Annotated in this window: 23 protein-coding genes; 14 read left to right on the top strand and 9 right to left on the bottom strand. The window is 70.0% G+C overall.

Going from position 1 to position 23,244, the window contains the following annotated elements; translation table 11 throughout:
* Positions 1–12 precede the first annotated feature (12 nt).
* The 4 genes from ACEVQ6_RS15240 to ACEVQ6_RS15255 are packed head-to-tail and all read right to left on the bottom strand — an operon-like array spanning position 13 to position 3,195.
* Positions 13–945 carry a phosphoglycerate dehydrogenase gene (locus ACEVQ6_RS15240; RefSeq protein WP_374889874.1) on the bottom strand — a complete coding sequence of 311 codons (933 nt, stop codon included), beginning with the start codon at positions 943–945 and terminating at the stop codon, positions 13–15.
* Positions 942–1,892 (bottom strand): shikimate dehydrogenase, encoded by a 951-nt coding sequence (locus ACEVQ6_RS15245; protein WP_374889875.1) that lies wholly within the window; start codon positions 1,890–1,892, stop codon positions 942–944. The genes ACEVQ6_RS15240 and ACEVQ6_RS15245 overlap by 4 nt, the downstream gene beginning before the upstream one ends.
* The gene (eda, locus tag ACEVQ6_RS15250; RefSeq protein ID WP_374889876.1) at positions 1,889–2,542 is read right to left on the bottom strand and encodes a bifunctional 4-hydroxy-2-oxoglutarate aldolase/2-dehydro-3-deoxy-phosphogluconate aldolase; all 654 of its coding nucleotides are present in this window, start codon (positions 2,540–2,542) and stop codon (positions 1,889–1,891) included. The genes ACEVQ6_RS15245 and eda overlap by 4 nt, the downstream gene beginning before the upstream one ends.
* A gap of 29 nt (positions 2,543–2,571) precedes the next feature.
* On the bottom strand, positions 2,572–3,195 hold the full coding sequence (locus tag ACEVQ6_RS15255) for a glucose-6-phosphate isomerase (RefSeq protein ID WP_374889877.1): 624 nt from the start codon (positions 3,193–3,195) through the stop codon (positions 2,572–2,574).
* Positions 3,196–3,389: 194 nt separating this feature from the next.
* On the opposite strand from ACEVQ6_RS15255, the gene ACEVQ6_RS15260 reads away from it, so the two are divergent.
* Together ACEVQ6_RS15260 and ACEVQ6_RS15265 are read left to right on the top strand one after the other, a co-directional pair.
* Positions 3,390–4,892: a xylulokinase gene (locus ACEVQ6_RS15260; protein WP_374889878.1), complete on the top strand. Its 1,503-nt coding sequence runs from the start codon at positions 3,390–3,392 to the stop codon at positions 4,890–4,892.
* A gap of 77 nt (positions 4,893–4,969) precedes the next feature.
* Positions 4,970–5,500: a DUF4269 domain-containing protein gene (locus ACEVQ6_RS15265; protein ID WP_374889879.1), complete on the top strand. Its 531-nt coding sequence runs from the start codon at positions 4,970–4,972 to the stop codon at positions 5,498–5,500.
* Positions 5,501–6,077: 577 nt separating this feature from the next.
* On the opposite strand, the gene ACEVQ6_RS15270 is transcribed toward ACEVQ6_RS15265, so the two are convergent.
* Complete coding sequence (locus ACEVQ6_RS15270; protein ID WP_374889880.1) at positions 6,078–7,481, bottom strand: aminotransferase-like domain-containing protein; 1,404 nt, start codon at positions 7,479–7,481, stop codon at positions 6,078–6,080.
* Positions 7,482–7,847: 366 nt separating this feature from the next.
* Here ACEVQ6_RS15270 and ACEVQ6_RS15275 point away from each other — a divergent pair, with 366 nt between their 5' ends.
* Genes ACEVQ6_RS15275 through ACEVQ6_RS15315 form a run of 9 tightly spaced genes read left to right on the top strand, consistent with a single transcriptional unit; the run spans position 7,848 to position 15,662 of the window.
* Complete coding sequence (locus ACEVQ6_RS15275) at positions 7,848–8,330, top strand: MSMEG_0572/Sll0783 family nitrogen starvation response protein (protein WP_374889881.1); 483 nt, start codon at positions 7,848–7,850, stop codon at positions 8,328–8,330.
* Positions 8,331–8,385: 55 nt separating this feature from the next.
* Entirely contained in the window at positions 8,386–9,453 is a 1,068-nt protein-coding gene (locus ACEVQ6_RS15280) for a Nit6803 family nitrilase (RefSeq protein WP_374889882.1), read from the top strand.
* Complete coding sequence (locus ACEVQ6_RS15285; protein ID WP_374889883.1) at positions 9,359–10,507, top strand: MSMEG_0568 family radical SAM protein; 1,149 nt, start codon at positions 9,359–9,361, stop codon at positions 10,505–10,507. The genes ACEVQ6_RS15280 and ACEVQ6_RS15285 overlap by 95 nt, the downstream gene beginning before the upstream one ends.
* A complete protein-coding gene (locus tag ACEVQ6_RS15290) occupies positions 10,504–11,046 on the top strand; it encodes an MSMEG_0567/Sll0786 family nitrogen starvation N-acetyltransferase (RefSeq protein ID WP_374889884.1) in 543 nt (180 codons plus the stop codon). Before ACEVQ6_RS15285 ends, ACEVQ6_RS15290 begins: the two co-directional genes overlap by 4 nt.
* Positions 11,046–12,023 carry a sll0787 family AIR synthase-like protein gene (locus ACEVQ6_RS15295; protein WP_374889885.1) on the top strand — a complete coding sequence of 326 codons (978 nt, stop codon included), beginning with the start codon at positions 11,046–11,048 and terminating at the stop codon, positions 12,021–12,023. Before ACEVQ6_RS15290 ends, ACEVQ6_RS15295 begins: the two co-directional genes overlap by 1 nt.
* The gene (locus tag ACEVQ6_RS15300; protein ID WP_374889886.1) at positions 12,020–13,183 is read left to right on the top strand and encodes an MSMEG_0565 family glycosyltransferase; all 1,164 of its coding nucleotides are present in this window, start codon (positions 12,020–12,022) and stop codon (positions 13,181–13,183) included. Before ACEVQ6_RS15295 ends, ACEVQ6_RS15300 begins: the two co-directional genes overlap by 4 nt.
* Positions 13,176–13,463 carry an MSMEG_0570 family nitrogen starvation response protein gene (locus tag ACEVQ6_RS15305; protein ID WP_374889887.1) on the top strand — a complete coding sequence of 96 codons (288 nt, stop codon included), beginning with the start codon at positions 13,176–13,178 and terminating at the stop codon, positions 13,461–13,463. The genes ACEVQ6_RS15300 and ACEVQ6_RS15305 overlap by 8 nt, the downstream gene beginning before the upstream one ends.
* Before the next feature lie 13 nt (positions 13,464–13,476).
* Complete coding sequence (locus ACEVQ6_RS15310) at positions 13,477–14,751, top strand: MSMEG_0569 family flavin-dependent oxidoreductase (protein ID WP_374889888.1); 1,275 nt, start codon at positions 13,477–13,479, stop codon at positions 14,749–14,751.
* Positions 14,748–15,662, top strand: a complete 915-nt coding sequence (locus ACEVQ6_RS15315) for a Pnap_2097 family protein (RefSeq protein ID WP_374889889.1) — start codon at positions 14,748–14,750, stop codon at positions 15,660–15,662. Before ACEVQ6_RS15310 ends, ACEVQ6_RS15315 begins: the two co-directional genes overlap by 4 nt.
* Here ACEVQ6_RS15315 and ACEVQ6_RS15320 read toward each other — a convergent pair.
* The 3 genes from ACEVQ6_RS15320 to ACEVQ6_RS15330 form a co-directional block, all read right to left on the bottom strand.
* A complete protein-coding gene (locus ACEVQ6_RS15320) occupies positions 15,620–16,339 on the bottom strand; it encodes a spermidine synthase (protein WP_374889890.1) in 720 nt (239 codons plus the stop codon). The two genes, ACEVQ6_RS15315 and ACEVQ6_RS15320, sit on opposite strands and share 43 nt — an antisense overlap.
* 207 nt (positions 16,340–16,546) lie before the next feature.
* On the bottom strand, positions 16,547–19,297 hold the full coding sequence (locus ACEVQ6_RS15325) for a calcium-binding protein (protein WP_374889891.1): 2,751 nt from the start codon (positions 19,295–19,297) through the stop codon (positions 16,547–16,549).
* 112 nt (positions 19,298–19,409) lie between these two features.
* The gene (locus ACEVQ6_RS15330) at positions 19,410–20,063 is read right to left on the bottom strand and encodes a TetR/AcrR family transcriptional regulator (RefSeq protein ID WP_374889892.1); all 654 of its coding nucleotides are present in this window, start codon (positions 20,061–20,063) and stop codon (positions 19,410–19,412) included.
* A 137-nt stretch (positions 20,064–20,200) separates the two neighbouring features.
* On the opposite strand from ACEVQ6_RS15330, the gene ACEVQ6_RS15335 reads away from it, so the two are divergent.
* Positions 20,201–20,422: a hypothetical protein gene (locus ACEVQ6_RS15335; protein ID WP_374889893.1), complete on the top strand. Its 222-nt coding sequence runs from the start codon at positions 20,201–20,203 to the stop codon at positions 20,420–20,422.
* 113 nt (positions 20,423–20,535) lie between these two features.
* Here ACEVQ6_RS15335 and ACEVQ6_RS15340 read toward each other — a convergent pair whose 3' ends face one another.
* Complete coding sequence (locus ACEVQ6_RS15340) at positions 20,536–21,117, bottom strand: DnaJ domain-containing protein (RefSeq protein WP_374889894.1); 582 nt, start codon at positions 21,115–21,117, stop codon at positions 20,536–20,538.
* Positions 21,118–21,318: 201 nt separating this feature from the next.
* Between ACEVQ6_RS15340 and ACEVQ6_RS15345 the strand changes: the two genes are divergently transcribed.
* Together ACEVQ6_RS15345 and ACEVQ6_RS15350 are read left to right on the top strand one after the other, a co-directional pair.
* Entirely contained in the window at positions 21,319–21,747 is a 429-nt protein-coding gene (locus ACEVQ6_RS15345; RefSeq protein WP_374889895.1) for a hypothetical protein, read from the top strand.
* Positions 21,748–22,205: 458 nt separating this feature from the next.
* Positions 22,206–23,195 carry a Tim44 domain-containing protein gene (locus ACEVQ6_RS15350; protein ID WP_374889896.1) on the top strand — a complete coding sequence of 330 codons (990 nt, stop codon included), beginning with the start codon at positions 22,206–22,208 and terminating at the stop codon, positions 23,193–23,195.
* Positions 23,196–23,244 lie beyond the last annotated feature (49 nt).

Below are 23,244 nucleotides of genomic sequence, written 5' to 3' on the forward strand. Positions count from 1 at the left end.
CGGCGTCTCCCGTCAGCTCAGCGCGGCGATCAGGTTGTCGGCGGCGATCCGCGTGGCGCGGTCGACGCTTTCGGTGGTGAAGCCGCCGATATGGCTGGTGGCGATCACCCGTTCATGGCCGGCAAGGCGGAGCGACACCGGCGGCTCCGGCTCGAACACGTCGGTGGCGTAGCCGGCGATCCGCCCGGCATCGAGCGCCCCGATCAGCGCATCCTCGTCGACGAGGCCGGCGCGCGCCGTGTTGACGAGGATCAGCCCGTCGCGCACCGTCGAAAGCCGGCGTCGGTCGAGGAGGACGGAGCCGTCGCGCGGCAGCGGGCAGTGCAGCGTCAGGATCTCCGCCGTCGCGACGATCCCGTCGATCTCGCCCCAGGCGAAGCGGCCCGGGGGCAGGTCGAGATCGGGACGCAGCGGATCGAAGGCGATGACGTCGGCGCCGAGCGCCACGACCATGCGCGCCACCTCCCGGCCGATCGCGCCGCAGCCGATGATCCCGACGCTCCGGCCTCGGATCTCGATGCCGCGCCTGCGCGGCCATGTGCCGGCCTTGATCCCGGCATCGGCGAGCGGGATCGAGCGCATGGCCGCAAACATCAGGCCGATGGTCAGCTCCGCCACCCCCGGCGCGTTGGCGCCCTCGGCGATCATCACCCGGACGCCGCGCCGCGCCAGCGCGTCCGCCGGCAGGTTGTCGATGCCGACGCCGTTGCGGCTGATCACCTTCAGCCCGTCGGCCGCCTCGACGACGCGGGGGCTGACCGGCTCGACGCCGGCGAGCCAGCCTACGCAGCCCGGCACGAGGTCGACGAGCTCGTCCTCGCTCGGGATCTGCCCGGCGCGGCAATAGACGATGTCGAAGCCGCGCTCGCGCAGGCGCTCGATGTCGGGATGCGGCTCGCTGGTCAGCGAGCGCGGCGTGACGAGGATGCGGGCGGCGGCGCTCATCGTCCGGCGGCCTCGCGGGCGATGTCGGAAATCCGCTCGAAGACCGGGCCGGAGGTCGGGATCTCGATGTCGAAGACCTCGGCGATCACCTGGGTCCAGCCGTGCAGGAAATAGGTCCAGCCGTCCTCGACCCGGAGCGCACGCGCCTGCTGCTGGGCGCGGGCCTGGTCGAGGAAGACGAGGTCGCCGCGATAGTTGAGGTCCCAGGCGACCGCCTTTTCCGGGAAGACGGCGGCGCCGGAGAGCGGCGAGCCGGGCGCGTCCTTGCCAAGCCCGGTGGCGTTGATCACGAGCGAGCCGGGGGCGAGGTCCGCCAGCACCGCGTCATTGTCCTCGGGCCTCGGCGCCAGGATATAGTCGACCGGAACGTCGGTCTCGATGCCCTCGTGGATGCGGCGGATCTCGTCGAGCCGGTGCTGGCTGCGGTTGGAGACGACGATGCGGCCCGGCACGTCCCGGCCGCGCGACCGGCGCATCAGGTGCCAGGTGAGCGCGATGGTCGAGCCGCCGGCGCCCATGGAGAAGAGGTCGGCGCCGGTGCGGGCGAAATAGCCCTCGCCGAGGAACCCGTCGATGGCGAGCCCGGACGAGATCGGGTCCTTGGCATGGCAGACGAGCGTGCCGCCGCGCTTCGAGATGCAGCTCGTCTCGTCCATCAGCCGCGCATGCGGGTCGATGACGTCGAACATGTCCTCGCAGGCGTTGAAGAGATCGATCTTGTGGGTGGTGACGAGCGCCCCCTTCGACAGCGGATCGTCGGCGATGAACTGCACGGCGCCGCGATAGGCGGCCGGGTCGTCGTGCAGCCTGAAGTCGATGCCCCTGATCTCGGCGTCCTTGAGGCCGAGAAAATCGGCCCAGGCCGGAAACACCGTCATGATCGAGCTTTTCGCCGTGGTGACGCCGATGAAGTAGAGCGTCGGCCGGGTCGCGGGCGAGTAGGTCACGCGCGTGTCTCCAGGGCCTCGCGCGCCACCCTGACGGCGGCGGCGGCATTGGCGGCGATCTCCTTGAACCGGCCCTCGCGGATATCCTCGGTCTTGGCAATCCAGGTGCCGCCGACGGCGACGACCTGCCGGATCGCCAGCCAGTCGCCGATGGTCGCCTCCGTGACGCCGCCGGTCGGGATGAAGCGCAAGCCCAGATGGGCGAAGGGTGCCGCGATGCCGGAGAGCGCCTTGGGCCCGCCGGCGACGCCCGCGGGGAAGAATTTCGCCAGCCGCACGCCGTTCGCGGTCGCGAGCGTCACGTCGGTCGGCGTCATCACGCCGGGGCAGAAGGGCAGGTTCGCCGCCCGCGCCGCATCGACGATCCGAGGGTCATAGCCCGGCGCAAGGGCGAAGCGGGCGCCGCTGTCGATCGCGCGCGTCAGGCTGCCGGTGTCGAGGATGGTGCCGGCGCCGATGCAGAGTTCCGGCCGCGCGTCGCGGATCGCCGCCAGAACGTCGGCGGCGGCCTCGGTGCGGAAGGTGATCTCGGCGACCGGCAGCCCGCCCTCGAGCAGCGCGTCGGCGAGCGCCACGGCGTCGGAGGCGCGCTCGATGGCGATGACGGGAACGACGCCGAGGCCGGCGATCAGGTCGATGGGATTGCTCATCTCGGATACTCCTTCGCGGACCTTGAGGCTTACGCGCCCTTGTTCATCAGCGCGGCGACCGTCTCGGCGCTGCGCGGCCGATAGGTGGGGTTCTCGGCGAGGCGCCAGCCGTCGCCGTCGACCATCACCCGGTGGCGCATGCCGCCGGAGGTCTCGATGATGCCGTAGTCCTGGCCGCTGTCGGCGGGATAGGCGAAGACCATGACGAGATCGCCGCTGCCGACATTGATCGAGCGGTGGATCCAGTAGGGCGGAACGTAGCAGAGCGTTTGCGGCCGGATCTCGACGATGCGGGTCTCGCCCTCCGGCGATTCCATCTGCATCAGCCCGTGACCCTTCTGGCCGTAATAGATTTCCGGGCGGTCGGCCTGTGCATGGATGTGGCCGCGGGTGAGGAAGTATTCCTCGCCGACCCGGCCGGGGATCATGTGGGTGACGCCGTGGATCATGTCGCCGGCGCGGGCGGAGGGGCGGAAGTCGTCGACGGCATAGACGACGGGATCGCCGATCCTTTCCGACAGCGCCCGATAGGCGGCCGCGTCGCCATAGAGACCGGCGAGGTCGGAAAACCGCTTCTCGTAGCGGCCCGTCCTCTCGCTCATAGATCCGCTGTCGGGGTCGACGACGCAGGCGACCGGCTCCATCAAGGCCATGGCATTCTCCTGTTTTTGGTATTTTTATTACATAATGAAGTGCGGCCTGTTCCGCAAGGACGTTTTCATGTCGATATTGCGCTGCAAAATAGCTTTATATGCGCCGCATTCGATATTGACGCTGGAATTTCACGTAATTACGTTACATTGATCGTCGGCGAAAGCCGGACACGGCGCGGCGGAGGAGACGAATGATGGCCGACGACCTTTTCCTTGCGATCGATGTGGGGACCGGCAGCGTGCGCGCCGCCCTCGTCGACGGCCGCGGCCGCGTGCTGACGATCGCTGCGCGCGAGCACGAGCAGATCGTGCCGCAGTTCGGCTGGTCGGAGCAGCGGCCGGCCGACTGGTGGGACGGCGTTGCCGCGGCGATCCGCGACGTGCTCGACCGGGAGGACGGCGCCCGCGACCGGATCTCGGCGGTCGCCGCCTGCGGCCAGATGCACGGCACGGTGCTGATCGACGCGAACGGAGCGCTCGCGCGCCAGACCGCGCCGCTCTGGAACGACAAGCGCACCGTCGCCCATGTCGAGGCCTTCGAGCGGGCGCATGCGGCGGAGACCTATCTCGCCGACAGCGCCAATCCGGCGACGCCCGCCTGGCCGGGCTTCAAGCTGCAATGGCTGCGCGACACCGATCCGGACGCCTGGGCGCGCACCGCCGCCGTGCTGATGCCGAAGGACTGGATCAACCTGAAGCTCACCGGCGAAATCGCCATGGACCGCACCGATGGCGGCGCGAGCTTCCTGATGGACCCGGCGACACGCGACTGGTCGGGCCGCATGATCGGCCTGCTCGGCCTCGACCGTGCGAAACTTGCGCCCTTGCGCGATCCGGTCGAGATCCTGGGACAGGTGACGGCGGCGGCGGCGCGCGAGACCGGGCTTCGCGCGGGCACGCCGGTGATGGTTGGCGGCGGCGACTATCCCGTGGCGCTCCTCGGCTCCGGCGTCTGCCGTCCGGGCATCGGTTCGGAGGTGATGGGGACGTCGGCGATCGTCACGGCGATCGCGCAGGCGCCGCTCCTCGATCCGGCGGTCTGCAATGTCGGCACGGTCGAGGGCAACTGGGGCGCCTTCATGCTGCTCGAATCGGGCGGCGACGCCATGCGCTGGGCGCGCCGCGCCTTCCACGGGCGGCAGGCGAGCTATGAGGAGATCGTGGCAAAGGCGGCGGAGGCGCCGGCCGGCGCGGAACGGCTGTTCTTCATGCCCTATCTCGCCGGCGAGCGCCTCGGCGCGCATCGCAACGCCCGCGCCCAGTTCTTCGGCATCGGCGCCGCGCACGGGCTTTCCCATCTGCACCGCGCCGTGCTCGAAGGCGTCGCCTTCGCCGTCAAGCGCCACATCGACATCCTCGATCGCATCTCCGGCGCGCCGGTCGAGCGGGTGATCGCCTCGGGCGGCGGCGCGAAGACGGCGCTGTGGATGAAGATCAAGGCGAGCGTCTACGGCATTCCGATCCTGGTGCCCTCCGAGCCCGAATGCGGCATCGTCGGCTGCGCCGCGATCGCGGCCACCGCGACCGGCCGCTTCGCGCGCGTCGAGGAGGCCGCCGACGCCTTCGTCTCCTACAGCGAGGAGATCCTGCCCGACCCCGCCTGGGCGGAGACCTACCGGACGATGCAGGCCGTCTTCGAAAAGCTTTACCGCCACAGCCAGTCGCTCTATGACGATCTCGACCGGCTGCCGTCCTGAGGTGCCGCAAGGTCCGGCCGGACCGGCGACAGCGCCGGATCGGCCCGCCCGACGCTTTCCGAAAGGGCTTCCGCACCATGAGCGAACCGCGCCTTGCCTGGACCGCGGTGCTGCCGGCGCTCGATCCTGAGGGCGCGCTTTCGCCTTTCGATCCGCATGTCGCCGGGACGCCGCCTCTCGGCCTCGATCTGCCCGAAAGCGACATCGACATCCTCTGCCACGCGCCCGAACCGGACCGCTTCGCCGCGACCGTCTGGCGGACACAGTCGGGCCGGGCGGATTTCGCCCTCTGGCAATGGCGCGGGGCCGGGCGGCCGGTGATCGCCCGTTTCGCCGCCTTCGGCTGGACGATCGAACTTTTCGCCGCGCCCGAGCCGGTGCGACGGCAGCCCGGCTGGCGGCATTTCGCCGTGGAGAGGCGGCTTCTCGATCGCGGCGGCCTGGCGCTCCGCGCGCGGGTGATGGCGCTGCGGCGGGCGGGCATGAAGACCGAACCCGCCTTCGCCGCCGTCCTCGGCCTTGCCGGCGATCCCTACCGCGTGCTTCTCGATCTCGACGCCGAGGACGACGAGACGCTCGACCGAAGGCTCGCGCTTGCCGGCTGCTGAGGCCGCGCCCCGCCGACGGCGCCGGCCCTCGAGGCCGAGATCCTCCGAGAAGACTTTTTGTTCACCATGACGAGCGCCTGTCCTGAGAAAAGAGGCGTCGCCGGGCATGCCCTGTCTCTCTGTTCCAACGCATGGTCCGGACGTCAAATCCGGGCCGGTTCTGACGGGAGATGCTCTGGGTGATGCTGCGGCATGGCGAGACAGCTTGCCCCTTATGCCCTTCGGGCCGAGGTCGCCGCGCCTTTCCCGCTGCTGCGACGTGCCCGAGGGGCGCATGGCCACGGGTGGAGGACAGGCAGGTTCCGATCGGCATCCTGCTCGTGCTTTTTGTCGCTGTCCGGTTCGAACGGCTGCCGTTTGACGTGGCCGGATGTTGCGCAATCCCCTCCCGGCACCGACTGCGCGCCTCAGGGAACGCCTGTTTGCACGACGACATCCCTCCCTTCATGCCGGCGTCGAAGCGTCGCCGGTGAAAGGGGGCGGAGCGATCAGGCCGTGCCCATCCATCGATGGCACGCCCGTCAGGGCGGATCGATCGCCGCGAGGCTTCGAAGGGAGCGCGGGCGCACGCGGCGGCTCAGAAGAAGGCGGCGGCCATTTCCGGGGGGCCGTCCAGGGCGTGGGCCATGAATTCGAGCGCGCCGCGCAGTTGTTCGCGCGGGACCGGGCCGCCGAGGCAGACGCGCACGGCTTCCGGCGCCGCGCCGTCGACGGTGAAGGCGTCGCTCGCCACCACGCCGATGCCGGCCGCGCGCATGTGGCTGCCGAAGGTGGAGCGCGTCCAGCCCTTGTCGAGCGGCAGCCAGATGTTGAAGGCGATCGGGTCGGCGCGGTAGCTGCCGGCCGGTAGCATCTCGGCGGCGAGCGCCTGGCGCGCGGCGGCCTCGGCGCGGATGAAGCGCAGGATCATGTCGGCAGTGCCGTCCTCGATCCAGCGCGTCGCCAGCGCCAGCGTCAGCGGCGAGGCCATCACGGTGTTTGCCCGCATGGCGCTGACGAAGGGCCAGATCGCCCGCGTGTCGGGCGCGACGACGAAGGCGAGGCGCAGCCCCGCGCCGATGCATTTCGCCAGTCCGCCGATGTGCCAGGTGAGGTCCGGCGCCATGGCGGCGAGCGGCGCCGGCCCGTGCAGCGGGATGAAGCCGTAGGCGTCGTCCTCGACGATCGGCACCTGGTATTTTCGCGCCACCGCGCAGATCGCGGTGCGGCGCGCTTCCGGAATGGTCAGCGTCGTCGGGTTCTGCAGCGTCGGGTTGAGGTAGAGCGCCTTCGGCCTCAGCCGCCCGCAGGCGTCGGCGAAGGCGTCCGGCAGGATGCCGTCCGCATCCATCGGCAGGCCGGCAAGCGTCAGGCGCAGCTGCGCCGCCACCGAGCGGATGCCGGGATAGGTGATGTTTTCCGAAAGCACCGTCTCGCCGGGTTTCGCCAGCAGGCCGAGGATGGCGAGCAGCGCCGGATGGGCGCCGGGGGTGACGAAGATGCGCTCCTGCGACGGCACGAGGCCGCGCCGGCTGAGCCAGGCGGCGGCCGCCTCCTTGTCCATGCCGGAACCGCCGAAACCCTGGTAGCGCAAGAGCGGGATGATGTCGGAGGCGACGGCCGCCACGCCCTCGCGCATGCGGGCGACGAGGGCGGGGTCGTCGGGCTCGGGCGGCATGTTCATCGTAAAGTCGACGGCGGACGCCCGGCGCGGGTCCGGCGCGTCGGCGAGCACGAGGCTCGCCCGCCGTTCTGGTGCCGCGCCGGTGACGAAGGTGCCGCGCCCGACATGGCTGTCGACGAGGCCGCGCTTCTGCGCCTCGACATAGCCGCGCGCGACGGTGGTGAAGTCGATGTTGAGGCGCTTCGCCAGCATGCGCTGCGGCGGCAGCCGGTCTCCGGTGACGAGCCGGCCGCTCTTCACGTCCGCCTCGATCATGTCGGCGATGGCGATGTAGCGGGGACTGTCGCTTTCGGCGAGGTCGGGGACCCAGTTCTTCATGGGGGTGCTTCCGGATGGGTTCTGGGATTGACCGTATATTGTTGCGAACCCGCCCTGTCACGCCTTTTGTGCGCTTGCATCCCAAAGGCGCCGCCTTGCGGCTGCGGTGTGACGCCGCTCCGCATCGGCGTACACAATGAATGCATATTGAATGCATTCAAATCAGTCATTGTTGCATCGAATTTCGGCAGGACGGTGCCCGGCAAACGGGCGCCGTCCCAGGCGGCGGATCAATATTGATTGTATAATTGAATGCAAATAGTGCCGTTTTGACGGTATTTTATGCAAGGTCAATCTGGCATGGCGCTTGCAATTGAAGGGTCGTCCCGCCGCGGCGGTATCGGAATTCAACCAGAGGAGCCCTCCATGCCCAAAGTGACCAAGCCCGCCAACGAGACCGGCGATGTCCTCGTCGATTACGAGGAGAAGGTGTTCGAGGACGTCCAGGCAGCACCCGGCGAAAAGGCGCTGATCACCTTTCACACCGTCGCCTTCGAGGGGTCGATCGGCCTCGTCAACCTGCTGCAGGCCAAGCGCCTCAAGCGGAAAGGCTTCGAGACCTCCGTGCTGCTCTACGGCCCCGGCGTCACGCTCGGCGTGCAGCGCGGCTTTCCGACGCTTGGCGCCGAAGCCTTTCCCGGCCACCTCAACTTCAACAACCAGATCAAGGGCTTCATGGAGGAGGGCGGCAAGGTCTATGCCTGCCGCTTCGCGCTGCAGGCGCTCTACGGCCATGGCGAGGGCGCGCTGATCCCCGGCATCACGCCGATCAGCCCGCTCGACGTGCTCGATCTGATCCTGATCCACCGCCGCGACGGTGCCTTCATCCTCGACACCTGGACACTCTGATCCCCGCCCGGGAGGCGGGGACCCGCCTCCCGGCGAAACCCTTGAGGATTTTTCCATGGAGAAGAAATCAACCGTCCGCGCCGCCGCCGTGCAGATCGCGCCCGACCTCACCTCGCGCGAGAAGACGCTGGCAAAGGTGCTCGACGCCATCGCCGAGGCTGCGGGCAAGGGCGCCGACCTCGTCGTCTTCCCGGAGACCTTCGTCCCCTGGTATCCCTATTTTTCCTTCGTGCTGCCGCCGGTTCTCTCCGGCCGCGAGCATATCCGCCTCTATGAGGAGGCCGTCACCGTGCCGAGCGCGGCGACCGACGCCGTCGCCGCCGTCGCGCGGGCGAAAAGCATCGTCGTCGTGCTTGGGGTCAACGAGCGCGACCATGGCTCGCTCTACAACACCCAGCTCGTCTTCGATGCGGACGGGTCGCTGATCCTCAAGCGCCGCAAGATCACGCCGACCTTCCACGAGCGGATGATCTGGGGCCAAGGCGACGGATCGGGCCTCAAGGCCGTCGACAGCGCCGTCGGCCGCATCGGCGCGCTCGCCTGCTGGGAGCACTACAATCCGCTCGCCCGCTACGCGCTGATGGCCGATCACGAGGAGATCCACGTCGCGCAGTTCCCCGGCTCGATGGTCGGGCCGATCTTCGCCGAGCAGATGGAGGTGACGATCCGCCACCATGCGCTCGAAAGCGGCTGCTTCGTCGTCAATGCGACCGGCTGGCTGACCGACGAGCAGGTCGCCGCGATCACGCCCGATGCCGGCTTGCAGAAGGCGCTGCGCGGCGGCTGCATGACGGCGATCATCTCGCCGGAGGGCCGCCATCTCGTGCCGCCGCTGACCGAGGGCGAGGGCATGCTGATCGCCGATCTCGACATGGGCCTGATCGTCAAGCGCAAGCGGATGATGGATTCCGTCGGCCATTATGCCCGGCCGGAACTGATGCATCTCGTGCTCGACGGCCGCGCCACCGCCCCGGTCCATGCGGCCGGCGCGATCCCCTTCCCCGCTCTTGCCACAAGGACGAACAGCGATGGACACCCTGACGCTTCCCCCGGAGACGCTTCCCCCGGCAACGCTGCCCTCGACGGAAACGCTGATCAACGAATTGCAGTCCTTCGGGGTTAGGCTCGTCGATCCGAAGGCCGGCGTCGAAAGCCGGCGCGGCGGCGCCGGTCCCTCCGACCACAAGGCGATGACCATCGACGGCATGACGGTGATGGTGCCGGTGCACACCGCGCCCGCCTTCGAGAGCCCCTATGTCGTCGAGAAGCCGGACGAGCGCGGCGAAAGCCGCATCAGCCGCGACGGCGCGGTGCTGGGCAAAGTTTCCTTTCCCTTGAAACCCCGCTTCTATGAGCGCTCCACCGCCGACGGCATCCCCTATTCGAAGATCGCGGTGCTGCACGGGCGCGACGTGCTGGCAACGACCGTGCTGCAGACCTGCATCCGCTACCAGAGCCGGACGAAGACCTGTCAGTTCTGCGCCATCGGCCAGTCGCTCGCCGCCGGCCGCACCGTGGCGCACAAGACGCCCGAGCAGCTCGCCGAGGTGGCGAAGGCCGCCGTCGAGCTCGACGGTGTGAAGCATATGGTGATGACGACGGGCACGCCGAAGGGGCCGGACCGGGGCGCGGCCATGCTCGCCGAGAGCGCGCGCGCCATCAAGGCCGCCGTCGACCTGCCGATCCAGGCGCAATGCGAGCCGCCGGAGGACGATGTCTGGTTCGAGATCATGAAAGAGGCCGGCGTCGACGCGCTCGGCATGCATCTGGAGGTCGTCACGCCCGCCCTGCGCGAAAAGATCATGCCCGGCAAGGCGCAGGTGCCGGTGGAAACATACATGCGCTCCTTCGCGGCGGCGGTGAAGGTTTTTGGCCGGGGACAGGTCTCCACCTATATCCTCGCCGGCCTCGGCGACACGCGCGAGGCCATCCTCGACATCTGCGAGAGGCTGGTGGCGATCGGCGTCTATCCCTTCGTCGTGCCTTTCGTGCCGATCTCGGGCACGCCGCTCGAAAGCCATGCCGGGCCGACGCCGGACTTCATGCACCAGATCCTGAAACCCCTGTCGGCGATGCTGGTCGAGAGCGGCCTGAAGGCCGTCGACATCAAGGCCGGCTGCGGCAAATGCGGCGCCTGCTCAGCGCTCTCCACCTATGAGAGGACGCTGACGGCATGATCCTCGAACCCTTCGATCCGTTTCGCGTGAGCGAGTTCCAGGTGAAGTTCGCCACCTCGCGCTGGGAGGTGGAAGAGGCCCATGCGCTGCGCCGCGCCGTGTTCTGCGCCGAGCAGGCGATCTTTGCCGGCGACGACCGCGATGCCATCGACGATCACGCCATCCCGATCGTGGCGCTGTCGATGCTGGGCGTCGCCGCCGACCGGGTGGTCGGCACGGTGCGCATCCACGAGGCGGCGCCCGGCCTCTGGTGGGGCTCGCGGCTCGCCGTCGACGCCGATTTCCGCAAGGTCGGGGCGCTGGGCGCGACGCTGATCCGGCTCGCCGTCTCCTCGGCCCATGCGATGGGCTGCCACACCTTCTTCGCCCATGTGCAGATGCAGAACGGCGCGCTGTTCCGCCGGCTGCACTGGGACGTGGTCGAGACCGTCGAGATCCACGGCCGGCAGCACCTCAAGATGAAGGCGGACCTTGCCCATTACCCGCCCTGCGTGACGCCGGATGTCGGGCTGGTGGCGCTGCCGAGAAAGGCCGCGTGATGGCCGACGGCATCGACATCGAGGGCCTGGCCGCCCGGCTTTCGACGGCGAGCGGGCTTGCCGCCAAGGCGGATATCGGCCCGGTCGCGGAAGCCCTCGGGCTCGCCGGCCGGGCCGTCGCGGTCGGCGACGACTGCGCCGCGATCCCCGACGGCGACGGCCACCTGCTCTTTGCCATCGAGGGCTTCATCAACGGCTTCGTCGCCGCCGATCCCTGGTTCGCCGGCTGGTGCGGGGTGATGGTCAACATCTCCGACATCGCGGCGATGGGCGGACGGCCGCTCGCTGTCGTCGATGCCGTCTGGGCGGAGGGCGAGGCGGGTGCCGCGCCGATCCTTGCCGGCCTGCGCGCGGCGGCCGAGGCCTTCGGCGTGCCGATCGTCGGCGGCCACACCAATATCCGCACCGATCGCGGGCAATTGTCGGTGGCGATCCTCGGCCGGGCGAAGGCGCTGCTCACCAGTTTCGACGCGGCGCCGGGCGACCTGCTGGTCGCGGCGATCGACCATCGCGGCCGCTACCGCGAGCCCTTCGACAATTTCGAGGCGGCGACGGACGCGCCGCACGAACGGCTGCGCGGCGACATCGCGCTCCTGCCCGGGATCGCCGAGGCCGGGCTCGCCCGCGCCGCCAAGGACATCAGCCAGGGCGGCCTCGTCGGCACCGCCGTCATGCTCGCCGAATGTTCCGGCGTCGGCATCGATATCGACGTCGCCGCGATCCCCGTCCCGCGCGGCATCGCGCTCGACCGCTGGCTCTCGACCTTCCCGAGCTTCGGCTACATCCTCGCCGTCGCCCCGGACCATCTCGACGCCGTGCTCGCCCGCTTTGCCGCCCGCGACATCACCGCCGCCGCCATCGGCGCGATCACGGCGGGCAGCCGCGTCACCCTCCATGCCGGGGACAGGCGCGCGCTGGTGCGCGACTGGCGCGCCACGCCGCTGATGGCGATGGTGAAGGCGGAGGACGCGGCATGAGGATCGCCATGCTCGCCCATTCCACCCATCCCCGTGGCGGCGTCGTCCACGCGATGAGCCTTGCCGAAGCGCTGACCGCGCTCGGCCACGACGTCGTGCTGCATGCGCCGGATGCGGCCGGCACCGGCTTCTTCCGCGCGCCCGCCTGCCGGGTGGCGGCCTTCCCGGTCGCGCCGGCCGAGCCCGGCATGACCGGGATGGTCGAGCAGCGCATCGCCGACTACGTCGCTTATTTCGAGGCGGCCGGGACCGCGAATGTCGACCTGTTCCACGCCCATGACGGCATCTCGGCCAATGCGCTGGCGACGTTGAAGGCGCGCGGCCGCATCCCCGGCTTCGTCCGCACGGTGCACCACATCGACAGCTTCTCCGACCCGCGGCTGATGGACTTGCAGGAGCGGTCCATCGTCGCCGCCGATGCCCATCTCGCCGTCAGCGCGCTCTGGCAGGGGGTGCTGAGGGAGACGCGCGGTATCGCCACCGCCATCGTCGGCAACGGCGTCGACCTCTGCCGCTTCGGCGGCACGAGCGAGGCGGAGGCCCGCTCGCTCCGCCGGCGGCTGGGCCTGAGCCCCGGCCCGGTTTTCTTGAGCGTCGGCGGCATCGAGGCGCGCAAGAACACGATCCGCATCCTCGACGCCTTCCGGCAGGTGCGCGCCATCCGCCCGGACGCCCAGCTCGTCATCGCCGGCGGTGCCTCGCTGCTCGACCATCGCGGCTACCAGGGGGAGTTCCGCGCGGCGCTCGGCCACCTTGGCACGCACCAGGCGGCGGTGCATGTGCTGGGGGCCGTCGCCGACGAGGACATGCCGGCGCTCTACCGGCTTTCGGACGCGCTGGTCTTCGCCTCGGTGAAGGAAGGCTTCGGCCTCGTCGTGCTGGAGGCGATGGCGAGCGGCCTGCCGGTGGTGCTCTCCTCGATCGCCCCCTTCACCGAATATGCCGGGCCCCAGGATGCGGTCTGGTGCGATCCGGCCCAGCCGGCCTCGATCGCCGAGGCGATGGCCGTGGCGCTGATGCCGCCGGTGCGCAAGCGCCTGCGCCCGCGCGGGCTGGCGCTCGCCGCCCGGCACGGCTGGGCGCGCGTCGCCGCCGCGCACCTTCCCGTCTATCGCGCCATGCGCGACACCCTCGCCGCGAAGGAGCCCCTCCATGCCTGAAATGCGCTTCGTCATCGCCTGGCCGGACGGCCGCGAGGAGACCTGCTACTCGCCCTCGCTGGTCATCCGCGACTATCTCGCCGAGGGCGAGACCTATCCGCTGCGCGATTTCCTCGACCGCAGCCGCAAGGCGCTGACGATTGCCAGCGACCGGGTCGAGGCGAAATACGGCTATCCCTGCTCGCTCGCGCAAGGGCAACTCGCCCGCATCGAGGCGACCGCCGAACATTTTCTCGGCCATGCCGATCCGCGCATCCGCTGCGAACGCTTCATCCTGTGAAAGGATCCTTCCGATGAACTCCCCTGCCCTCGCCTCCCATTACAGCGCCGTCGTCGTCGGCGGCGGCCAGGCCGGCCTGTCGGCCAGCCACTATCTCAAGCGCCACGGCATCGACCATGCCGTCTTCGAGAAGAAGACGGTGGCGCACAAATGGCGCGACGAGCGCTGGGACGCCTTCTGCCTCGTCACGCCGAACTGGCAGTGCCAGCTGCCGGACCATGCCTATGACGGCGACGATCCGCACGGCTTCATGGTGAAGGACGAGATCCTCGCCTATGTCGACCGCTTCGTGCGCAAGGTCAACGCGCCGGTCTTCGAGCACACCGCCGTCAACCGGATCGAGAAGCGCGGCGCCCTCTTCCATGTCGAGACGGCGGCGGGGAGCGTGACGGCCGACAGCGTCGTCCTCGCCACCAGCCTCTATGCCGAGCCGGCCATCCCGCGCGCGGCCGAACGGCTGCCGGACACGATCGTGCAGATGCACACGGCCGCCTATCGCAATCCGGCGCAACTGCCGGAAGGCGCCGTCGTCGTCGTCGGTTCCGGCCAGTCCGGCTGCCAGATCGCCGAGGACCTGCATCTTGCCGGCCGCAAGGTGCACCTGGTCACCGGCAATGCGCCGCGCTGCGCCCGCTTCTATCGCGGCCGCGATGTCGTCGACTGGCTCGACGACATCGGCCAGTACGACATCACCGTCGAGCAGGACGGCATGGCGAAGAAGACGCACGACACCAACCACTATCTCACTGGCCGCGACGGCGGCCGCGACATCGACCTGCGCCGGTTCGCGCTGGAAGGCATGGCGCTCTACGGCCGCATGACCGGGGTGTCCGGCGGGACCATGCTGTTCCAGCCGAACCTTGCCGCCAATCTCGACGGCGCCGACCGCGTCTATAACGGCATCAACGCGCTGATCGACCGCCATATCGCCGAAAAGGGCATCGAGGCGCCCGAGGGAGGGGTCTATGCGCCGGTCTGGCGGCCCGAGAGCGAGCCGCGCGCGCTCGACCTCGCCGCGGAAGGGGTCTCGGCGGTCATCTGGGCGACCGGCTTCACGCCGGACTGGTCCTTCGTCTCGCTGCCGATCTTCGACGGCAGCGGCTATCCGGTGCACCGGCGCGGCGTCACGCCGGTTGCCGGCGCCTATGTGCTCGGCCTTCCCTGGCTCTGGACTTGGGGTTCGGGCCGGTTCCTCAGCGTCGGGCGCGATGCCGAGCATGTCGTCGGACGGCTTGCCGAGGGTCTGGCGGCAGGCGCCACGCCGATGAAGCAGGCGGCCGGCGCATGACCGTGCTCGCCTTCGACGCGCAGCCGTTTTCGCCTTCGGGCGAGACGGGTCCGCAGCGGCGGATCGCCACGCCGCCGGCAACGCCGCCCGTCTTCCCCGGGACGCCGATGGAGCGGGCGCTCGATCCGCAGGTTCTGATCGGCATGCCGCAGCTGACACCCTTCGGACTTTCTGAAAGCTGGCTGATGAAGGAGCTCGGCCACCGGCATTGGCTGCTTCTCGCCCGCCGCCTCGGCATGGCGGACGCGGATTTCCGCACGCCGGACGGTGCCGCCGCCTATGCGGCGATCTGCGCCACGGCGCTCAAGGGCGCGGATCTCGGCGCGGTCGCGGCCAATGACGTGCTTTCCATCCGCTCCGACCTTCGGCCGCTGTCGCGGGCGCAGGCCGCGAGCCGCCATCGCCTGACGCTGCGCGGCCGGCCGGTCGGCGAGGTCGAGCTGGTCTCCGCCTTCGTCCAGCGGGTCGGCGGCGGCGACAACCATGCCCTCGCCCGCGTCGGCCTTCCCGGTCAGGACGTCAGGGCCGCGCCGGAAGAAAACGCACTCGCCGCCACCGCCTCGGCGCTGCGCCACGGCCGGGCGCCGCGCCATCTGGAGCTGCTTGCGCAAGGAGACACGGGAAAGACCTTCGCGTTCACGCCCGATCCGGTCGAGGATTTCAACGGGGCCGGCCTCTTCTATTTCGCCGGCTTCCAGGCGCTGGCGGGCCGCGCCGTCCGCCGCTGGTTTCCGGACACCGCCGGCCGCGCCGTCCGGCGCCGCGACGTGTTCTTCGCCGGCAACATCCGCCCCGGCGAGACGGTCGGCGTCACCTGCACCGACCGGCGGGACGACGGCGTCGCCTGCCGCCTCGCAAGGCCGGACGGTCAGGTGATCGGCCGCGTCTTCACGCTCTTCGCGCCTGCCTGACCACCTTGCGCGGTCGCGAGCCAGATCGTGTGGCGGGCGCCGCCGCGTTTGCCATTGGCGCGGGCATTGACCGCCTCGGCGGCAAAACCGGCCTGGGCCAGCCGGCGGGTGAAGGCCGGATCGGGGGCGGACGACCAGACGGCGAGCACGCCGCCCGGGCCGAGCGCCCGCTTCGTCGCGCCGAGGCCGGCAGGACTGTAAAGCCCGTCGTTTTCCGCCCGCGTCAGCCCGTCCGGGCCATTGTCGACATCGAGCAGGATGGCGTCGAAGCGGCGCGACGCGGTGCCGATCAGCGCGGCGACATCGCCCTCGTGCAGGGTCACGCGCGGATCGTCGAGCGAACCGGCGAAGACCGCCGCCATCGGCCCCTTCGCCCAGCCGATGACGGCCGGAACCAGTTCCGCCACCGTCACCTCGGCGTTCTCCGGCAGCACGGCCAGTGCCGCGCGCAGGGTGAAGCCCATGCCGAGGCCGCCGATCAGCATCCTCGGCCGGGTCATTCCTTCGGGCAGGCGCGCCGCCGCGAGCGTCGCCAGCGCCTCCTCCGAGCCGGAGAGCCGGCTGTTCATCAGCTCGTTCGATCCGAGCATGATCGAAAACTCGCCGCCCCGCCGCTTCAGCCGCAATTCGCCGCCGCCGGGCACGGCGGCCGTGTCGAGAAGCTCCCAGGGGATCATCGCGCGGCCTTCCGAAAGCCTGTCTCGCCAACGCGGGCGGCGGCTTTGCGAAAAGACAAGGACCTGAAGCGTATGGGCGAACCCGAAAGATCGCGACACGCTTGAGGGGCGGAACGCGGACGCGCCGGACCGGGCGGCAGAACAGAAGGATAGGGCATTTCGGGTGATCCCTTCGTCACCCGCGAGGCCTTAGCACGGCGCCGCGCCTCACACCACGAAGATGTCGTGAGCGTCGATCGCGGCTTTGTTGACGAGCAGCGCGAACTGGATGGCGTCGGCGCCGCCGCTGCCGTCCCTGTCGTAGAGAAGCGCGCCGGTCTTGCTGTTGTAGAGGATGCGGTCGCTCGCATCGAGCGTGGCGCCGGCGACGCCGATGTCCTTGAAGGCGGTCTCTGCCAGCGCGCCGGCCGCCAGACCCTTGAAGGCGCTGCGCGCGAGATGGAGGACGTCGTCGCCGACGGTGAAGTCGGTGATGCGGTCGAGGTTGCCGGCCGCGGGCTTGGTCGAGAAGACGAAGGTGTCGTCGCCGCCCCGGCCGGTCAGCACGTCGAGGCCCTTGCCGCCGTCGAGAACGTTCTTGCCGTTGTTGCCGACGATCGTGTTGGAAAATTCGTTGCCCGTCAGCGTCAGCGCCGTCTTCGCATTCGGCACCGCCGCCTTCAGCACCTCGATCTCCTGGCGGGCGGCGAGCGTGTAACTCACCTTGGTCAGCACGGTGTCGCGGCCGCCGCCGCGGGCCTCGATGACGACGTCGCGGGCATTGTCGACATGGTAGGTGTCGTTGCCCTTCAGGCCCTGCATCCGGTCGGCGCCGCCCTTGCCGTCGATGACGTTGTTGCCGGCATTGCCGACGATCGTGTTGGCGAAGCCGTTGCCGGTCAGTTTGAGGGGCGCGCGTCCGCCGGGCACGGCGGCCTTCAGCACCTCGATCTCCTGGCCGGCGCCGAGCGTGTAGCTGACGGTGGTCAGCACCGTGTCGCGTCCGCCGCCGCGGGCCTCGATGACGACGTCGCGGGGATTGTCGACATGGTAGGTGTCGTTGCCGCCAAGCCCGATCATCCGGTCGGCGCCGCCGAGCCCGTTCAGGATGTCGGGGCCAGGGCCGCCGGTCAGCGTGTCCGGTCCGGGTCCCGGCGGCGGCGGGCCGTTGCCGGTCAGCGTGCCGGTGACGACGCTGGTGCCGAGCCCCGCCGAGGCGCTGCCGCCGACGAGGTTGGAGAGGACGAAACGGTAGCCTTCCGGCACGCTCGAAAGCCCGGCGGCGTTGAGGGCGAGATTGATGCGGGCGACGGAGTGCTCGCGGTCGAAATTGACGCTGGCGTCGAGCGCGGCGAAGGTGACGGTGCCGGACGGCAGGCCGCCGACGAAATCGCCGCCGTCGACCGAGGCGCCGCCGCCGGCCGGCAGCAGCTGCCAGCGGACCGTCACGGCCTGCGACACGTCGCCGACGCGGGCGATCAGGAAGGAGAGCGTGTCGCCGACGGCATTGACGCCGAGGCCGCGGGCATAGACGAGGGTGGCATAGTCGCGCACCTCGCCGGAGCCGCCGGCATGGACGATGCCGGGATCGCTCGATCCGGCCGTGCCCATCGCATTTCCGAGGCCGCGCGGGCCCGCCGCCGCGTCGCGTCCGTCGGGTGCGGCGGCCGGGTCGTAGAAGCCGGGACTGAGCGGGCTCAAGATCTGGTCGCCGTCCGAGATGACCGGCGACGTGACGGCGAAGAGCCGCGTCTCCTGCCCGCCGATGCCGCCGTCGGCGCCGGCGCCGCCCTGGCCGCGCCGGTCGGCGTCGGGCTGGTAGCGCTCGCCCCGCCCGGGGCCGCCCTCGGCCGTGTTGTCGGCGGTGACGGCGGCGATGCCGGTCACCGTGCCTCGGTTGAGGACGGCGCCGGCCGCGTGGCCGCCGAAGCCGTTCGCCCCCGCATTGCCGCCGGCGCCGGCACTGCCGGCATCGCCGCCCTTGCCGGCATCGGTGGAATTGTAGCGGTCATAGGGTACGGTGACGATGCGCGGATCGGTGGGATCGCCGGGATAGGGGCCGTAGGCGACCGGCCAGATGCGCACGCTGCCGACGTTCTGGTCGATGGAGACGACGGCGTCGTGGGTGCCGTTGCCGCCATAGCCGGCGGTGCCGCCCGTGCCACCGAAGCCGCCATTGCCGGCATCGCCGCCCTGGCCTTCGTTGCCCTCGTAGATCAGCCCGCTGCCGAGCCGCCCGCCGAAGATCGTGTCGATCAGCGTCAGCGTGGCGCCGGCCTGGTTGAGGATGGCGCCGGCCGCATCGCCCCCCTTGCCGCCGTCGCCGCCGGTCCCGCCATTGCCGCCATTGCCGCCGGCCCCGCCGTCGCCGCCGCCCGGCCCACCGCGCCCGCCGGTGCCGCCATTGCCGCCGCGCCCGCCGGAACCGCCATTGCCGCCATTGCCGGCGAAATATTCGTTGGAGCCGAAGCCGACGCGTTCGAGCGTCAGCGTGCCGCTGTTGACGATGGCGCCGGCGCCCGATTCGCCGGCCGAGCCGACGCCGCCATGGCCGCCCTCGCCGCCGCTTTCCCCGGTCGTGCCGTTCTGATCGAAGCCGGTCGCGGCCGGAGCGCTCGCGCCATGGGTCGCGATCGGCGCGCCCGCGCCGAAGCTGCCATCCGCCCCGTTCTCGCGGCCGTTGATGAATTCGATGTCGCTGATCCTGACGGTGGCGCCGGCCTCGATCGTCAGGTGGTGGTTGCCGGTGCCCATCAGGTAGATGTCGCCGAGCCCGTCATTGTCGACGTCGCCCTCGATGGTGAGCGGCCCGCCGGCCGCCCCGATCGTCACCGCCTCGGCGAGCGCGATCGCCAGCGGCGCGGCGAAGCGGATCGTGTCGGCACCGGGCGTGGCGGCGGCCATCGCCACCGCCTCCTCGAAACTGACGAGGCCGTCATCGGCGGCGTTGGTCCCGGACGTGACGGTGAAGATGGCCATGGGAGATCCTCGCAGGGGCGGAAGGGCGATTGCGCCCGCCCACCTTAGGCGTTGGATAGCGCCTGTCATTCCCCTGTTTGAGGGGGATCTGCGAAGATCGTCGCCTTAAGGATCAGCCCGCCGAGAAGGAGCGGATCGCCGCCTCGCAGGCGGACTTGAAGCGTTCGGAGGGGCCGTCGGTGCCGGTCGCCTGGCGGCTGACGCGCGCGCCTTCGAGCAGCATGGAGAGCGTGTCGGCAAGCAGTCCCGCGTCGCGCGCGCCGGCCCTGACGCAGAGCGCCTCCAGCCGGTCGCGCTGGCTGCGCTTGAAACTGTCGATCAGCCCGTGGGCGGGGTGGCCGGCATCCTTCAGCTCCACCGCCGCATTGGAGAGGTCGCAGCCCGAGGGCTCGCGCTTCAGGCAGCGGGCGCGGTTGTCGATCCAGCCGGTGAGCTGCGCCCGCGCATCGCCCGGATGGGCGGCCTCGATCTCCTGCCAGAACAGGACATCCTTTTCCGACACCCGCTTCAGCGCCTCGCAGACGAGATCGTCCTTCGAGCCGAACTGGCGGTAGAGCGTCATCTTGTTGGTCTTGGCCGCTTCGGCGATCGCGTCGACGCCGATGCCGCGGATGCCGAAGCGGCGAAACAGCTCGCAGGCGCTGTCGACGATGCGTTCGCGCGGGGGCGGCGGTGTCTCCGCCTCCTCGGCCGCCTTCACGCGTTTCGGCGCCTTGAGCGAGGAGGGAGGATTTTTATCGCCTTGCGGCGCCTGCGTGGTTGACATGGGTGTGACCGGTCGGTAACATCGCGTTGTTACTTACCGGTAACACCCCCCTGCATCGGAGTCAAGCCGCAAGCGGGCACGTGCTCAGGGGCTAGGGATTTACCCACTTTATCATCTTTACGGGAAAGGACCGTCCCATGGCCGTCATTGCCGAACTGACCATGACCGACATCCTGTCGGACCCGCTGATCCTCGCGCTCGCCCGCGCCGATGGCCTCACCGAGGCCGCCTATCGCACGATGATGCACAAAGCGGCCGCCCGCCTCGAGCGTCCCCGTGCAGCCGTCGCCGCCGCCTCGCAGCCCCGCGTGACCCCCCGCGGCCTTGTACGCTCCGAAGCCGCGCTCTGCTGCGCGTAAGGCGCGGCCGACCCTGTTCCGCGCGATCCTCCCCCGGTCGGGGTCGAGCCGGTCGCGCGGTTCCTGTGAGGCGTCCGCTCCCCTGCCGGGCGCCTCACTTTTTTGTTTCATCCCTATTCGGCCGCCTTCGGCTGCTCGATCTCCAGCGTGTAGGAATAGCCCTCCAGCAGCGCATAGGCCTTCTCAAGCGCCGCGATTTCGGCCTCGGCCCTGGCGATCGCCTCGGTGATCGCCGCCGCCCGCGCCTTCATCAGGCTGCCGAGCACGTCGACGCCGGCCGGCCGGCCGATGCGGCCGATATGGTCGCGCACGCGGGCGCGGTGCCGCTCCATCTCGAGAATGTGGAAACGGGCGCCGACCATCTCGTCGGCAAGCTTGCGGCGGATGGCGGCAAGCGGATCGAAGCTGCCGGGGCTGCGCTCGTCGAGGATCAGGTCGTTGACATAGGTCTCGAGGATCATGACGCCCTTCATGTCCTTCGGATCGGCGAGCGCCGGATCGTAGCCGGTGTCGTCGTAGACCTTGCGGCGCACCGGGTCGGTCAGAAGGTCGGAGGCGTTCTTCAGCCGCTCGAAATCGTTGAGCTGCCCGCCCGTGTCGGGATGGGCGGTCTTGGCGCGCCGGCGGAAGGCCGCGCGCACGGCGGCGGTGTCCGCGTCGCGCGGCAGGCCCAGTATCTCATAAGGATCGATCACACCGTCACCCGTACCCGTCTTCCCGCCCGCTCTTCCCACGCGAAGCAGGGCGATATCGTGGCAGCATACAGCAAAATCGGCGCGAGGGGACGGTCGCTTCCCCGCTCTCCACGGGCATTGCGATTTGTCGGGCCGGGGCGATTCCGTTTCGGCGCGGGTTGAGATAGGATCGCGGAATCAACCGGTTCCCGAGGAACGCCGATGCCGGTCAGGCGCGCGCATCGCTGGCTTTACCCGATCGACTGGCCCGAGCTCAGCCGGATGGTCCGCTTCGGCCGGGCGAAGGGGCGCTGCGAGCAATGCGCCCGCCCGCACGGCGCGCTGGTCTGCCACTTGGGCGACGGGCGCTGGTTCGACGATGCCGACGGGATCTGGCGCGACGGGCGCGGGCGGGCGCTGAAGCGCCAGGAGGGCCCGCCGTCCGAGGGCCACAGGACGACGCGCGTCTATCTCGCCACGGCCCATCTCGACCACGACCCCGGCCACAACCGCCTGAGCAACCTGAAGGCGCTCTGCCAGCGCTGCCACATGCTGAACGACCGCCCGGAGCACCTGCGCCGGCGCCGGCTTAAGCACCTGATGGGCCGCGCGCTCGGCGATCTCTTCGACGGCGTCTACCGGGAGCCCTGACAGGCCGCTCGCGCATGGATTTTGGGACGAAGGACGAAGATGGAGAACGGCGGCATCCGTCGGTGCCGGCCGCCGGCCGAAACGAAAAAGCCTGCCGCGGGAGGAGGTGCGGCAGGCTTTCGAAAAGAACCGAACGGCAGCCGGGAGGAGGAGTGCTGCCGTTCCCGCAGGCGCCCCTTGGGAGGAGGAGTGGGCCGCCTGCATATCGAAGCCCTGCGGGAGGAGGAGAAGCAGTGCTTCGATGAGGTTGACTATACATTCATCACGCCCAAAATCGAGGCAGTTTTTCTCACGCCTGCCATGCACGGAGCGAATGGCTCGCGGGGCCCTGCGTCACGGTCCGGTGCGGCGTCTTCCGCCGCACCCCGCGCGGCCTTCGCCGGCTGATAACCGTAAACCTCTTCACATCGCCGCCTGAAACCCCATATGGGAGGGTGAATGAGAGGAAGGGAGATTTCGTGAGACAGTACGGACGTGTGTTCGCGGCGGTGGCGCTCGCGCTGGTGACGACGCTGGCCGCCGTCGATTTTGCCGAGGCGCGCCGCGCCGGCGGCGGGCTCGGCAGCCGCGGCAGTCGCACCTTTTCCGCCCCGCCCGTGACCCGCACCGCGCCGAACACGGCGACGCCGATCGACCGGACGATGACGCAGCAGCCGCAGCAGGCGACGCGCCCGGCCGCCCAGCAGCAGCCGCAAGCCGCGAACCGCTCCGGCGGGCTCTTCGGCGGCTTCGGCCGGTCGATGCTCGGCGGCCTCTTCGTCGGCGGCCTGATCGGCATGCTGCTCGGCAACGGCCTCGGCGGGGCCTTCGGCTTCCTCGGCCTCCTGCTGCAGGTCGGCCTCGTCGTGCTTGCCGTCATGCTGCTGATGCGGCTCTTCGGCCGGCGCCAGCAGCCGGCCTATGCCGGCGGGCGCGCGCCCGCGGCACCCGGCGCCTATGCGCGCCAGCCGTCCTCCGCCGCCGGCGGGTCGCCCGTGCCGATCCCGGGCATCGGCGGCGGCCGGGCAGCACCCGCTGCCGCGCCGCAGGGACCGGCCGACGAGATCGGCCTCTCGGGGGCCGACTTCGACCGCTTCGAGGCGATGCTCGGCGAGGTGCAGCAGGCCTATGCGCGCGAGGATTACGCGGCGCTGCGCCGGCTGACGACGCCGGAGGCGATGTCCTATCTCGCCGAGGAACTGAGCGAGAACGCGACGAAGGGGCTGATCAACGAGGTCGGCGATGTGCGCCTGGTGCAGGGCGACCTGGCCGAGGCCTGGCGCGAGGGACCGCTCGACTATGCGACGGTCGCGATGCGCTACGAAAGCATCGACGTGACGCGCGAGCGCTCGACCGGCCGGGTCGTCGCCGGCGATGCGCAGACGCCGACGGAGGCCGTGGAACTCTGGACCTTCGTCCGCCGCGCCGGCACCGACTGGCAGGTTTCCGCGATCCAGTCGGCGGCGTGAGCCGCGGCGGACGGCAGGACGGATGCGATTTGTCGAAAGGGCGGCCCCG

Origin of the sequence: Ensifer soli (assembly GCF_041928815.1) — a bacterium.
GTDB lineage: Bacteria > Pseudomonadota > Alphaproteobacteria > Rhizobiales > Rhizobiaceae > JBHFEI01.